We start from the raw sequence: 13,419 nt of genomic DNA on the forward strand, positions 1-13,419 counted from the left end.
TAGTATTCAGGAACACAGCAAAGCGCCCGGTGGCGCTTTGCTTACCGGGCCTACAACTGCAAAAACCCTGGTAATTTATACAATATTACTGGTGATTATATCAGCGTCGTGAGGGATGCCAACCGTGAAATTTCCAGGTGCGGCAGAACACGGCTGTCCGGGGCGATCATCAGGTCCGTCTTTTCTGGCTTGATCCAGCAGGCCTGCATACCGCAGCGGATGGCACCCGCTACGTCTGTGGTCAGGTCATCACCCACATGCAACATTTCGCCGAGCGGCAGGTTCAGCTTCTCCGCCGCCAGATGATACATATCGTTAAACGGCTTCGAGCGCCCGTGCGGACCCGCCCGCAGCACAAATTCAAAGTAATCCCCCAGACCAAACAGCTCCGGCTGCGCATTGCCATTGGTGATGGCGACCAGCGGCCATTTTTCTGCCAGTTTTGCCAGGGTGTCGTGCGTTTCCTGCGGCACGTCGATACGGCTGCGCCATTTGGCGAAGTTTTCCATTGCGGCTTCAGCCCCGACGGCCGCATCCTGTGCGCTCAGCCCAGCGTTGAGCATCGCCTGCTCCACCGCACGGCGACGCCATTCGGTTACATCGTGATAAATATCCGGCTCGGTCTCACGCAGGGACTGACGCAGCAGCTGAAAGTCCTTGTTCTGCATCGTCTTTAGCGCCGGATGGTAGTTCTGAACAAACGCCAGTGACTCCTGCTCAGTTCGCAGGATCACTTCACGGTTGTCATAAAGGGTGTCATCAAGATCAAAAGTCAGGGCTGAGATGTGACCCAGTGGGCGGTAAAAACGCATTATTTCCCCCGTTTGGCGCGTGGATGCGCCGCATCATACACCGACGCAAGGTGTTGAAAGTCTAAGTGGGTATAGATTTGGGTGGTGGAGAGATTCGCGTGGCCGAGCAGCTCCTGCACGCCACGCAGATCGCCACTCGATTCCAGCATGTGGGTGGCAAAAGAGTGGCGCAGCTTGTGCGGATGGACGTGGCTGTTCAACCCCTGCTTAATGCCCCACTCTGCAAAGCGTTTCTGCACGTTACGCGCCGAGATCCGCTTGCCGAGTTTCGACAGGAACAGCGCCTCCTCCTCGGCGCCAAACAGCCCGCGCAGATCCAGCCAGTGCTCAATCCACGAGACGGCATTACGGCCAATCGGCAGGCGGCGCTCTTTGCTGCCCTTACCCATCACCCACACTTCGCCGGACTCCAGATCGAGATGTTTTAAATCGAGATTAACCAGTTCGGAAAGACGCAGGCCCGCACCGTACATGACCTCCAGCATCGCGCGATCGCGCACGGCCAGCGGGTCGTTGAGGTCAATATCCAGCAGGCGGTTTACATCGTCGACGTCGATATTTTTCGGCAGGTGACGCGGGGCTTTCGGCGTGGCGATGCCTTTCGCCGGGTTGGCTTTTAAGCCGCCCTGGCTCACCAGCCAGTCGAAGAAACTGCGCAGCGCAGAAAGCCTGAGCGCCAGACTCGCCGGGCTTAGGTTTTTTTTACGGCTGCGCACAACAAACCCACGGACGGTTGCAGCGTCACATTGTTTCCAGCTTTTCAGGCCGATCTCATCGGCAATCTGCATGATGGCATCAAGCTGACGCTGATAATTCAGCAGCGTAATGGGGCTTAGCTGACGTTCAACGCCCAGGTAGCGCAGAAAGCGCGAGACGTCAGTCGCGAGCAGGGCGTCCGTCATACACGTTCAATCCAGCGCTCCAGCAGCTCAGGCAGCATCAGGGCGATCTCCTGCAGCAGCTGCGTGCCTTGTCCCTGCTCGTAATGATGCGCGTCGCGGCTGGTAAATAACATCACCCCCAGATCGCCATCACGCCCCATCATCGACATCGCCACCGAGCCTATCGCTTTCGCCTCCGGCAGTACCACCAGCAGTTCCGGCCCGTTAAGCGGCCCAAGATAGTGATGTTCGTGGCCCAGACGCTGAATACGCAGGGGTTCAAACGCCTGGCGACTCAACGCCAGATGGGTAAAACCGGACGGCGCGCCAATGCGCCAGCGGTCAGGGAAAAGACGAATCGTTGCGCCAGCCAGCCCCAGTTCACGCGCCCAGCGGTGGAAGCGGCTGAGAAATTCTTCGAGGCTGTGCGCCGAGGCCAGACGCGCCTGCAGATGCAGAAGACGATAGAACAGGCTTTCGTTCGTGTTGGCCTGCTCCATCAGCAGCGTCATGTTCTCTTCAAGCTGATTGATGTGGTTGCGCGAGCGTGCCATGTGCCATTCGACCAGCGACACGGTCCCGCGAACCGGATGCGGCACACGCATCGCTTCGACGACGCGTGCATTGCGAATAAAAAACTCAGGATTGCGCAGCAGATAATCAACAACAGCCCTGTCGTCCAGTTCCGTCACCGTTTCCTGCAGTTCTTCCCCTGGTTGTTTCATAGATGGATAAACCCGTCATAGACATGTGCCGCCGGGCCAGTCATATACAGTGGATGACCCGGTCCTTTCCAGGCGATATCAAGACGACCGCCTGGTAACTCCACGCGAACCTCTTCGGCCAGTAACCCCTGAGAGATGCCGACGGCCACCGCAGCACAGGCACCGCTTCCGCAAGCCTGCGTTTCGCCCGCGCCGCGCTCGTACACGCGCAGACGGATATGCTCACGCTTCACCACCTGCATAAAACCGATATTCGCCCGTTCCGGGAAACGTTCATGGCTTTCCAGCACCGGGCCCAGGGTTTCAACCGCGGCCGTTTCCACGTTATCAACCTGAATCACACAGTGTGGGTTGCCCATCGAGACGACGCCACACAATACTGTCTGCTCGGCCGCACGCATAATATAGGTCTTTTCCGCTTTGTTTGCGCGAAACGGCACCGCAGAAGGTTCGAAGTTTGGCTCGCCCATGTTCACGCGCACCAGCTCGTCATCGGTAACGCTGAGCACCATGCGGCCATTCGCCGTGCTGACACGGATATCGCGTTTGTTGGTCAACCCTTTCAGGCGGACAAAGCGGGCAAAACAGCGCGCGCCGTTGCCGCACTGATTCACCTCGCTGCCATCCGCATTGAAAATACGGTAGTGGAAATCGAGGTCGGGATCGTACGGCGGTTCAACCACCAGCAGCTGATCGAACCCCACGCCCAGGTGTCGATCCGCCAGGCGGCGGATCAGTTCCGGGGAGAAAAAGACATTCTGCGTTACCGCGTCGACGACCATAAAATCGTTACCAAGGCCATGCATTTTAGAGAACTGCATCATTTGCTCCATTGCGCGGGTACAGAACGTGATCGTCAGAGATTAACCTGAGTCGGGCCACCGTTGTTGCCACGATCGTTAGTGTCTGGCGTAGATGACTCAATGCCGCTGTTCACAGGTTTCGTCGGTGGCGGCGCGGTTTTATCCGCTGGCGGGAAGTACAGCGGCCCCTTCAGCCCACAGCCAGTCAGACTAAACAGCGTGATGAGAACGGCAAGCGTTCGGAAAGCGTTTTTCATTATAAAGTTGCCCGTAAGTTCAAATCTGTTTCTATCATCGCAGGAGAAGACACAAAAGCAAGAGTTTGCCGCTTTCCTGCAACGGGAATTATTTAGGGTTATACTGCCGGCATCACGAAAAACAGGAACAAAACCATGAACGACAGTGAATTCCATCGCCTTGCCGACACCCTGTGGATGACCATTGAAGAGCGCCTGGACGACTGGGAAGGCGACAGCGATATCGATTGTGAAATCAACGGCGGTATCCTGACCCTCAGTTTCGAAAACGGCAGCAAAATTATTATTAACCGCCAGGAGCCGCTTCACCAGGTATGGCTGGCGGCCAGACAGGGTGGCTACCATTTCGATCTGAAAGGGGATGAATGGGTTTGTGACCGTAGCGGCGAAACCTTCTGGGATCTGCTGGAGCAGGCTGCAACCGCGCAGGCGGGTGAAGACGTGAGTTTCAGGTAGTGTTGTTGCCCGGTGGCGGCTACGCCTTACCGGGCCTACAACGGCTCGGAACGTAGCCACCCGGCGAAAAGCATCACGAGAAATACTGCTGCAACAGCGGTGCGGTATCCTGATTCGCAGGCTCGGCAGGCGTGACGGCCTGAGTACGGAACGGAATCACCTGCGCACGGCCATCGACATTCACAATCTGGTAGAACTGCGGCAGGTTGAAGTTGATGAAGCTGGAGCCGTAGGTGAAGCGGTCGTGTGATGAGGAGTAGAAGCGGCTAACGTCACGCACCAGCTCCTCTTTACTGCCTTCGCAGTGGTGATACACCTCTGCACGGTTGGTCTCATCAAGAATATAGATGTTGAAACCGGCATCGTCTCCCGACTCTTCAAAGAAGAACTGGATAATCCCTTCACTGGCAAAGCCATCCACCACCTGCGGCAGCTTGACGTGGTTGGTCTCCACCTGAACCGACAGGCCATGCAGTTTGTTGTGCGAAATCGCGCCGTAAAACTCAATGGCGTTCTCCAGCTTCTGCACCGACACGTTCAGGCGTTCGAAGAACAGACCCCAGGTTTGCCCTGAAACACGCAGCGCTTTAAAGCGACCGGTTTCCTGACGGGTACTGGAAAGACGCAGCTCAATACATTCTGAAACTAACTGCTGCACGCGGGTACGAATCAAACCACGCAGGTGCTGGCTGTAGCAGAACACTTCCACGCTGTCCGGCGGCGCGGCATCCTGGTGCATCTTACCGAGAATGGTTTTCAACGCTTCGATCATCGCCTGCTCGCCGTTGAAGTGCAGCGTACGCACTTCGTTCCACGAGTTGCGGTACAGCAGATCCACGCTGCCGACCAGGCAATTTTGCTGCTCGCCAAAGCTGAAGACGTCCAGCTTGCGGAAGTCAAAATGCACGACCTGATTGCGGAAGGCCGCCGTCGGGTCATATTCCAGGTTGACGATAATCGCCAGATGGCGAATTTCACACGGGCTGTAGAGCGCTTTTGGCGTGGGTGCCGGCAGACGCAGCGGGAAGTGATGGGAGACATCTGACACCATCTCCTGAAGTTTGGCTAAATCGACCACCTCGTTGCCTTTGATAAACAGGCGTGTGCGCGAGGTCAGCAGGCCGTTAAACCAGGCCCAGGCCACCAGCTTGTTCAGGTAGCGGTTATACTCCAGCGGCTGATGGCTAATGATTGAATCCATGCTTGGGGCACGGTTATACAGATACCACCCGGTGCGGTTCGCGCGGCCCGGCGGCACATAGATAAAGGTCAGGTTTGGCTCTGACAGATCGGGCGAAATTTGCGGGTTAACCAGAGTGACTTTGCCCGGCAGCGCTTCAAACGCGGCATACAGTTTGCGGGTCAATACCCCGATGTCCTGCGGGCTGGCGGACACGCTGAGGTTGTTACGGCGCGCAAAGCGGATCAGGTTACGGTAGCTTTGCATCATCGCATCAAGCAGTTCGTTGTGCGCTTCACGCACCTGATCGATTTTCCAGTTGGCGCGATTGTCGAGCATGGAAAGACGCTCTTCGCCCCATCCCCACTCTTTGACGAGCTGAGAGACCACTTCACGACGCCAGCCCACGCAGGCGCGTTCGCGGCTCAATTTCTCACAAACTTTGAGATAGAAACATCGACGCACCAGGTCGAGACGCGTGGTGTCATCAATGGCTTTCAGGTATTCGGTAACGCGTTCCAGCATCATGCAGTAGGCGTCAAGCCCAAAGGAGACAATCTCCCCGTCGTGCAGACGCTGCTTGATATCTTTCGCCAGCAGGCGTGGGGTTGGGTATTCCCAGGAATAGGCTTCGAGCAACAGCGTTTTCAGCACCGCTTTGTATGGTGAGTCGATGCTCTTATAAAGCTGCCAGAGGCTCGCGCCAAAGTACTCTTCGGCTGACAGGGAGCTCAGGCCGCCCAAATCCAGCCATTCGTTTGGCGTCAGTACGCCCTGCGCGTAGAGCGACATCACGTAATCATCGTAATGCTCTTCTTCTTCGCACGGGACCATATTCCACAGAATACGCTTCCCGGCCAGACGCACTGCCGTACGGTAAAATTCGTCCAGCAATAAAATGTGCTGCGTGGAGCCACAGTCCTCACCACCCAGACTGCCGCTTTCGTTATGGCGGAAACGGTTTTCATCAATCAGGAAGAAGCTCACTTCCACGCCAAGCGATGCCGCCCAGCTTTCCAGCAGGCTACATTTACGCTGCAGCAACTGACGCTCTTCGTTATCGAGCCAGGATTGATGACAGACCCAGATGTCCAGGTCAGACGAACAGCTTTGCCCTACCGAAGAGGTGCTCCCCATGGAGTAAACGCCGGTGATAGGCAGTTCACCTTTCGGGGATTCCTGCGGCGGCATGCCACGGTAGAGTTCAAGTTCGTTGAGATAATGCTGTTGGGTTTCATCAGGCGTGAAAAGGCAAATGCCCTTGGGAACGTTACCGTCAAGGTAACCCGGCATCAGCGGATGGTGATAGTGCAATAATGTCGGCAGCAGACTGTATACCTGCTGGAAAGCAGGGCCCATGGCAGCAAGCGCGCGATCCACACGCAGTTGATTGATGGCATCCAGTCTCTGTTTCAGAGTCTCAATATAGAGGTACAAGACGTATCGCCTGATGTTTCCGGGTGTCGCAAGCTATTCAAAAACCAAAATAACAGCGAGCCCGCAGTATTTCAAAAAGATAACCGTTACCCTTTTTCGCCCTTATCATTATGCTGGTACCGACGAAAAAATGGTCTAAAACGTGATCAATTTAACACCTTGCCGATTGACCGTAAAGAAAGTTGCGCTACATACAAAGTGTAGCACCGTTCTGTACGTGTAAATTCCTTAATACGGCTGTGGCTGACGAGAACTCCCGCCCTGTCCCTCTCTTCTTCATCACCGTAAAACTGCCATCCCAGAGTCAACAATGTTAGGATGGTTAGCGATTGATAATGACGGTAACAAGCATGTTAGACAATGTTTTGAGAATTGCCACACGCCAAAGCCCTCTTGCGCTCTGGCAGGCACATTATGTTAAGCAGCGCCTGGAAGCCTGCCACAGCGGCTTGCGCGTCGAGCTGGTGCCCATGGTCACGCGCGGCGATGTGATCCTTGATACGCCGCTGGCGAAAGTGGGCGGCAAAGGCTTGTTTGTCAAAGAACTGGAACTGGCATTGCTTGAGAACCGCGCCGATATCGCCGTGCATTCGATGAAAGACGTGCCCGTCGAGTTCCCGGAAGGGCTGGGACTGGTGACCATTTGCGAGCGCGAGGATCCGCGCGATGCGTTTGTCTCTAACCAGTTTGACTCGCTTGATGCGTTGCCCAAAGGCAGCGTGGTTGGCACGTCCAGTTTACGCCGCCAGTGTCAGTTGGCTGAACGCCGTCCGGATCTGATCATACGCTCGCTGCGCGGTAACGTCGGCACGCGTCTGGGCAAGCTGGATAACGGCGATTACGATGCCATTATCCTCGCGGTAGCAGGACTTAAGCGTCTGGGGCTGGAGTCACGCATTCGCGTCGCGTTGCCACCGGAGCTCTCTTTGCCGGCCGTGGGACAGGGCGCTGTAGGTATTGAGTGCCGTCTGGATGACAGGCGTACCCGTGAACTGCTTGCGCCGCTGAATCATGACGAGACGGCCATTCGCGTCAAAGCCGAGCGTGCGATGAATACCCGCCTTGAAGGGGGGTGCCAGGTGCCGATTGGCAGCTATGCTGAATTAATTAACGGTGAACTGTGGCTGCGTGCGCTGGTTGGCGCGCCGGACGGTTCGCAGATGGTACGCGGTGAGCGCCGCGGTAAACCGCAAGATGCTGAGCAGCTTGGCGTTTCGCTGGCGGAAGAGTTACTGGATAACGGTGCCCGCGAGATTCTGGCTGACGTTTACGATGGAGAGCCCCCTGCATGAGTATTCTCGTCACCCGCCCTTCTCCCGCAGGAGAGCAGTTAGTGAGCCGTCTGCGCGCACTGGGGCAGGTGGCCTGGAGTTTTCCGCTTATTGAATTCTCCCCGGGTCGGGAGCTGTCCGCGCTCGCCGACCATATGAATACCCATCAGGAAGGCGACCTGCTGTTTGCCTTGTCGCAACATGCCGTGGAATTTGCCCATGCGCAGCTACAACAGCAGGGACTGAACTGGCCTACCGCGCCACGCTATTTCGCGATTGGCCGTTCCACCGCCCTGGCGCTGCATACCGTAAGTGGAGCAGACGTACGTTACCCGTTAGATCGGGAAACCAGCGAAGTCTTGCTACAATTACCTGAATTACAAACCCTAATCGGAAAACGTGCGCTGATTTTACGCGGTAACGGCGGACGCGAACTGTTAGGCGAAACGCTGCGTGAACGCGGAGCTGACGTCACGTTTTGCGAATGTTATCAACGCTGTGCAAAACATTACGATGGTGCACAAGAGGCGATGCGCTGGCATACGCGCGGCATTACAACGTTGGTGGTGACCAGCGGCGAAATGCTGCAGCAACTCTGGTCGCTGGTGCCGCTTTGGTATCGTGAAAACTGGTTACTCCACTGTCGGCTTTTGGTCGTCAGTGAGCGTCTGGCGAACCTCGCCCGGGAACTGGGCTGGCAAGATATTCGGATCGCTGATAACGCCGACAACGATGCGCTGCTGCGCGCATTACAATAACTCTCATAATGGGATGCCATAATGACGGAACACGACAAATCCTCCGCCGTGGTTGAAGAGACCAGGGAGACTGTGGACATGACGCCACAGTCAGAAACGACTGAGAAAACCGTTGAGAAGAAAAACGGCAGCAACAAGACCAGCCTCGCGCTGAGCGCGATTGCCATCGCCATTGCGCTGGCAGCAGGCGTCAGCCTCTACGGCCTGGTGAAACAGCAAAGCACCAATCAGACGGCAACCAGCGACGCGCTGGTTAATCAGCTCGCTGCGCTGCAAAAAGCGCAGGAGACACAAAAAACCGAGCTGGAAGGCGTCATCAAACAGCAGGCTGCCGCGCTTGCCGATGCGAACAGCAAACAGGAAGAGCTAACCAAACAGCTGGACGAAGTACAGCAAAAAGTGGCCTCCATTTCCGGTACCGATGCCAAAACCTGGCTGCTTTCTCAGGCCGATTTTCTGGTGAAACTGGCCGGGCGTAAGCTCTGGAGCGATCAGGATGTCACCACCGCCGCCGCTCTGCTGAAAAGCGCAGATGCGAGTCTGGCGGACATGAACGATCCAAGCCTCATCACCGCACGTCGCGCCATTACCGAAGACATCGCCAGCCTCTCCGCCGTTTCTCAGGTGGATTATGACGGCATCATCCTCAAGGTAAATCAGCTCTCGAACCAGATTGATAACCTGCAGCTGGCAGATAACAACGACGACGATTCTCCCATGGATTCCGACGGCACCGAGCTGTCCAGCTCCCTGAGCGAGTGGCGTGTAAACCTGCAAAAAAGCTGGCAGAACTTTATGGACAGCTTCATCACCATTCGTCGCCGTGATGAAACCGCCGTGCCGCTGTTAGCGCCGAACCAGGATATCTACCTGCGTGAGAACATTCGTTCCCGTCTGCTGGTCGCGGCCCAGGCCGTGCCACGTCATCAGGAAGAGACCTACAAACAGGCGCTGGATAACGTCTCCACATGGGTACGTGCTTACTACGATACCGATGATGCCACCACCACGGCGTTCCTCGATGACATAGACAAACTGAGTCAGCAGAACATCACCATGAACGTGCCGGATAAACTGGCCAGCCAGCCGATTCTGGAAAAGCTGATGCAAACGCGCGTACGTAACCTGCTGGCACAGCCGGGCGTTCCGGCTGCGCAGACGGGTGAACCTGCACCAGCCGCCGCGCCCGCGCCTGAAAGCGCCCCACAAGGAGAGTAACGATGCTTAAAGTACTCTTACTCTTTATCCTGCTGATCGCCGGGATCGTCCTTGGGCCGATGCTTGCCGGTCACCAGGGATACGTGTTGATCCAGACCGACAATTACAACATCGAAACCAGCGTAACGGGTCTGGTGATCATTCTGATCCTGGGCGTTGTGGTGCTGCTGGCGCTGGAGTGGATCCTGCGCCGTATTTTCCGCACCGGTGCCCATACCCGTGGCTGGTTCGTTGGCCGCAAGCGCCGTCGCGCCCGTAAGCAGACCGAGCAGGCGCTGATTAAGCTCGCCGAGGGCGATTATCAGCAGGTGGAAAAGCTGATGTCCAAAAACGCCGATCACGCCGAACAACCCGTCGTGAACTATCTGTTGGCTGCTGAAGCAGCTCAACAGCGTGGTGACGAGGCCCGCGCCAATCAGCATCTGGAGCGCGCATCGGAGATGGCGTCCGACAACCAGATCCCGGTTGAGATCACTCGCGTTCGCCTGCAGCTGGCACGTAATGAAAACCATGCGGCGCGCCACGGCGTTGACCGTCTGCTGGAAATCACTCCTCGCCACCCTGAAGTGCTGCGCCTTGCCGAGCAGGCCTATATCCGTACCGGTGCATGGGGTTCACTGCTGGACATTATTCCTTCGATGGCGAAAGCCGACGTGGGTGATGATGAACATCGTGACGAACTCCAACGCATGGCGTGGATTGGTTTGATGGATCAGGCGCGTGCCGATCTGGGCAGCGATGGTCTGAAAACCTGGTGGAAGAATCAGAGCCGCAAAACACGTCAGCAGGTTCCTCTGCAGGTGGCAATGGCGGAACACCTGATTGAATGTGACGATCATGACACGGCTCAGGAGATCCTCCTCGACGGTCTGAAGCGCCAATACGACGATCGTCTGGTCATGGTGATCCCGCGTCTGAAAACCAACAACCCTGAGCAAATCGAAAAAGTGCTGCGCCAACAGATCAAAACCGTTGGCGATCGTCCGCTGCTCTGGAGCACGCTGGGCCAGTCGCTGATGAAACACGGTGAATGGCAGGAGGCGAGCCTCGCCTTCCGTGCGGCGTTAAAACAGCGCCCGGACGCGTTTGACTATGCGTGGCTTGCCGATACGCTCGACAAGCAGCATAAACCGGAAGAAGCTGCCGCCATGCGGCGCGACGGCCTGCTTTTGACATTGCAGAATAACGGAAATCAGCAATAATCGTTAAGGAGGCCGGACGGCCTCCTTTTTTACGCACCCTTTTTGCATATCCATCAGGAAACGTTCCGGCCAATGTAACGATCTCTTTTCATTAACCTTTTTACACACACGCGCATCAGCCGCGTGGACTAAATCGTTTTTGAAAGGAAATCGTCATGAACTCGCTTTTGTATGCGCTTGTTGAAGCGCTGCGCTGTCATCGCTGGCTGCGTTTGCTGGCCTGCGCCTTTATTTTTACGTCGTTGGGAAATGGGTTAACTCAGGTTGTTGTCTTCGGTTTACTTTTAGACTGGTCGGCACCAGCCACTCTGCTTACGCTCGCCTTTCTTTTTGCAACGGTGCCTGGTTTTATCGGCAGCATCATCAGCGAAAAACTGTGCGCACACTATTCTCCCGTCTCTTTGTTGATCCTGTCAGAGGGGTTGGGCTTACTCGCCCTGTTATTCCCACTGCTGGGTATTCATTATCACAGTATTTCAGCGCTGCTTGCTGTGCAATCCACCGAAGCCCTGTTGAATGGGATGAGCTGGCCGGCCCTAACGTTGCTCTTTAAACGCGGACTCAGTAAAGCAGAGCTTCCTGCAGCAACCTGTCTTGAAAACGTGATTTTTGCGGCTCAGGTACTGCTCGGTACCGGACTGGGCGTAGTACTTTTCCAGCGAATATCGGTGATGACATTGCTGGCAATCGATGCTGCCAGCTTTCTGGGGTCAATGTTTATGCTGTGGCTGGCTGGAAGGACATTTACTGCGCAAGCACGCTCTTTATCCCCAGACGAAGGCTCCCCGGTTATGCTGCGGTGGCATGCGCTGACCCTCCGGCAAAAACGCAGTTTACTCATTTTGCCCGTTCTGGCAGCCGTCGGTTCACCCGCCATGGCGCTTTTACCGGCGCTAGCGCAGCAGATCCAACCGGAGGATGCTGCGGCTCTCGCCTTACCGCTTCTCTTTGCCAGGAGTATGGGGCAGCTTTGCGGCCCTATACTCCTGAAGAGAGACAGCCTGCCGCGGCTCACTGCGCACACACCATTGTTAATGCTCTGCCTTAGCCTCTTTTTAGCGGCTTACGGTGTGATCCCGTTTTTATCTGGTTGGATGGTGTGTGCACTGGGGATGATTTTTATTGCGCATCTGGCATCAAACGTTGTTTTCGCGGTGGGAACATATGGTGTGCTCAGCAACTTTCACTCTACGCAGACTGCTTCAGCGAGTGGAAAAGTCTGGCGCTGGCAAACGCTCAGTGCCTCTTTGTTCACCGGTATTGCAGCGGCATTAACCGCCGCGTTAGAGGCACTACAGGCAATGTATATTGTCTCTGCGGGTGCGCTGCTTCTGGCAGCCCTGGTCATGTTTCGTTACCGTGAATAAGGCATAAAAAAACGCCTGCTATAAAAGCAGGCGTTAAAACAGGTCTGTAAGACAACATATTTGGTGCTTCACTCAACGTTATGCCCATGGTGTCTGATGAGGCCGAAGCGACATCTGTCAGTGGACGATAAGCACCGTAAATGGCTCTGCATCATTCCTGAGTTTATGAGGCACGAAGGCGAACATAAGAGATGGAATGAGCATCTACACGTATATTATTGCACGTTACATGCCAACGTTACACGAAGAAATTTTACATCGCGCAACATTTTAAGATAAAAGGAATTTCTGCTGCTAAGACCCGTCTGACGCACCATAAGATATCGGTAAAAGCGCAGAAGTGTCGTCAGAAAGAGACGGTTAAGACGCTGATGAAATATTATCTTAGTTTTCAATTAATTAAGTGTCGCTGGTTCGCGACAACAGGAAACGCGTATGTCGGGGAATGGATACAGAGGTGAAAAGCCGCAGAAAACAAAAAACCCCGCCGAAGCGGGGTTCAAAATTGGTCGGCGAGAGAGGATTCGAACCTCCGACCCACTGGTCCCAAACCAGTTGCGCTACCAAGCTGCGCTACTCGCCGATGTACTGCTTTTTGAATTTTTAGTTCAATTCATTAAAGTCGTGGTGCGAGGGGGGGGACTTGAACCCCCACGTCCGTAAGAACACTAACACCTGAAGCTAGCGCGTCTACCAATTCCGCCACCTTCGCAATTCACAACTCTTCAATAATGGGGTGGCTAATGGGATTCGAACCCACGACAACTGGAATCACAATCCAGGGCTCTACCAACTGAGCTATAGCCACCACTGTATTCTTTCACGCGGTACTGACTACTTCTCAGACCACCGCAGCTCTAGCGCCGGGACTAAAATGGCGCGCCCGACAGGATTCGAACCTGAGACCTCTGCCTCCGGAGGGCAGCGCTCTATCCAGCTGAGCTACGGGCGCTTAGCGCCGTTGCGGGGCTGGATATTACGTACCTCCGACCCCGCTGTCTAGTGCTTTTTTGAAAAAAATGCGCGTTTGGTTATGGTTTGCACATTTTGCC

Annotated in this window: 12 protein-coding genes and 4 tRNA genes; 6 read left to right on the top strand and 10 right to left on the bottom strand. The window is 55.4% G+C overall.

Translation table 11 applies throughout. From position 1 onward, the window contains the following. Window positions 1-95: 95 nt before the first annotated feature. The 5 genes from yigB to lptM are packed head-to-tail and all read right to left on the bottom strand — an operon-like array spanning window position 96 to window position 3,478. A complete protein-coding gene (gene yigB, locus VF709_RS21530; RefSeq protein ID WP_440232296.1) occupies window positions 96-812 on the bottom strand; it encodes a 5-amino-6-(5-phospho-D-ribitylamino)uracil phosphatase YigB in 717 nt (238 codons plus the stop codon). Next, window positions 812-1,714: a tyrosine recombinase XerC gene (xerC, locus tag VF709_RS21535; RefSeq protein WP_058678770.1), complete on the bottom strand. Its 903-nt coding sequence runs from the start codon at window positions 1,712-1,714 to the stop codon at window positions 812-814. Before xerC ends, yigB begins: the two co-directional genes overlap by 1 nt. Continuing rightward, window positions 1,711-2,418 carry a DUF484 domain-containing protein gene (locus VF709_RS21540; protein WP_013099258.1) on the bottom strand — a complete coding sequence of 236 codons (708 nt, stop codon included), beginning with the start codon at window positions 2,416-2,418 and terminating at the stop codon, window positions 1,711-1,713. Before VF709_RS21540 ends, xerC begins: the two co-directional genes overlap by 4 nt. Then, window positions 2,415-3,239, bottom strand: coding sequence for a diaminopimelate epimerase (gene dapF, locus VF709_RS21545; RefSeq protein WP_013099259.1), 825 nt, complete (start codon window positions 3,237-3,239; stop codon window positions 2,415-2,417). The genes VF709_RS21540 and dapF overlap by 4 nt, the downstream gene beginning before the upstream one ends. 35 nt (window positions 3,240-3,274) lie before the next feature. Next, complete coding sequence (lptM, locus tag VF709_RS21550; RefSeq protein ID WP_013099260.1) at window positions 3,275-3,478, bottom strand: LPS translocon maturation chaperone LptM; 204 nt, start codon at window positions 3,476-3,478, stop codon at window positions 3,275-3,277. 135 nt (window positions 3,479-3,613) lie between these two features. Between lptM and cyaY the strand changes: the two genes are divergently transcribed. Next, on the top strand, window positions 3,614-3,934 hold the full coding sequence (gene cyaY / locus VF709_RS21555) for an iron donor protein CyaY (RefSeq protein ID WP_013099261.1): 321 nt from the start codon (window positions 3,614-3,616) through the stop codon (window positions 3,932-3,934). Between the two features lie 73 nt (window positions 3,935-4,007). Here cyaY and cyaA read toward each other — a convergent pair whose 3' ends face one another. Beyond that, window positions 4,008-6,551, bottom strand: a complete 2,544-nt coding sequence (gene cyaA, locus VF709_RS21560) for a class I adenylate cyclase (protein ID WP_440232297.1) — start codon at window positions 6,549-6,551, stop codon at window positions 4,008-4,010. A gap of 350 nt (window positions 6,552-6,901) precedes the next feature. On the opposite strand from cyaA, the gene hemC reads away from it, so the two are divergent. The 5 genes from hemC (at window position 6,902) to VF709_RS21585 (ending at window position 12,367) form a co-directional block, all read left to right on the top strand. Then, window positions 6,902-7,843 carry a hydroxymethylbilane synthase gene (gene hemC / locus VF709_RS21565; RefSeq protein ID WP_032618596.1) on the top strand — a complete coding sequence of 314 codons (942 nt, stop codon included), beginning with the start codon at window positions 6,902-6,904 and terminating at the stop codon, window positions 7,841-7,843. Beyond that, window positions 7,840-8,580 (top strand): uroporphyrinogen-III synthase, encoded by a 741-nt coding sequence (hemD, locus tag VF709_RS21570; protein WP_114519464.1) that lies wholly within the window; start codon window positions 7,840-7,842, stop codon window positions 8,578-8,580. Before hemC ends, hemD begins: the two co-directional genes overlap by 4 nt. Window positions 8,581-8,601: 21 nt before the next feature. Beyond that, window positions 8,602-9,798 carry a uroporphyrinogen-III C-methyltransferase gene (hemX, locus tag VF709_RS21575; protein WP_029883126.1) on the top strand — a complete coding sequence of 399 codons (1,197 nt, stop codon included), beginning with the start codon at window positions 8,602-8,604 and terminating at the stop codon, window positions 9,796-9,798. 2 nt (window positions 9,799-9,800) lie between these two features. After that, on the top strand, window positions 9,801-11,000 hold the full coding sequence (gene hemY, locus VF709_RS21580) for a protoheme IX biogenesis protein HemY (RefSeq protein WP_014833715.1): 1,200 nt from the start codon (window positions 9,801-9,803) through the stop codon (window positions 10,998-11,000). A gap of 155 nt (window positions 11,001-11,155) precedes the next feature. Further along, the gene (locus tag VF709_RS21585) at window positions 11,156-12,367 is read left to right on the top strand and encodes a hypothetical protein (protein ID WP_058680743.1); all 1,212 of its coding nucleotides are present in this window, start codon (window positions 11,156-11,158) and stop codon (window positions 12,365-12,367) included. A gap of 506 nt (window positions 12,368-12,873) precedes the next feature. Here VF709_RS21585 and VF709_RS21590 read toward each other — a convergent pair. From VF709_RS21590 to VF709_RS21605, 4 genes are all read right to left on the bottom strand, one after another. Then, window positions 12,874-12,950, bottom strand: a tRNA-Pro gene (locus VF709_RS21590). Between the two features lie 42 nt (window positions 12,951-12,992). Beyond that, a tRNA-Leu gene (locus tag VF709_RS21595) sits at window positions 12,993-13,079 on the bottom strand. 20 nt (window positions 13,080-13,099) lie between these two features. After that, window positions 13,100-13,175: transfer RNA gene (locus VF709_RS21600), tRNA-His, on the bottom strand. Between the two features lie 67 nt (window positions 13,176-13,242). Next, window positions 13,243-13,319 (bottom strand) — tRNA-Arg (locus tag VF709_RS21605). Window positions 13,320-13,419 lie beyond the last annotated feature (100 nt).

It is taken from the genome of Enterobacter sp. Lyrl_3 (assembly GCF_051948675.1).
Lineage (GTDB): Bacteria > Pseudomonadota > Gammaproteobacteria > Enterobacterales > Enterobacteriaceae > Enterobacter > Enterobacter cloacae.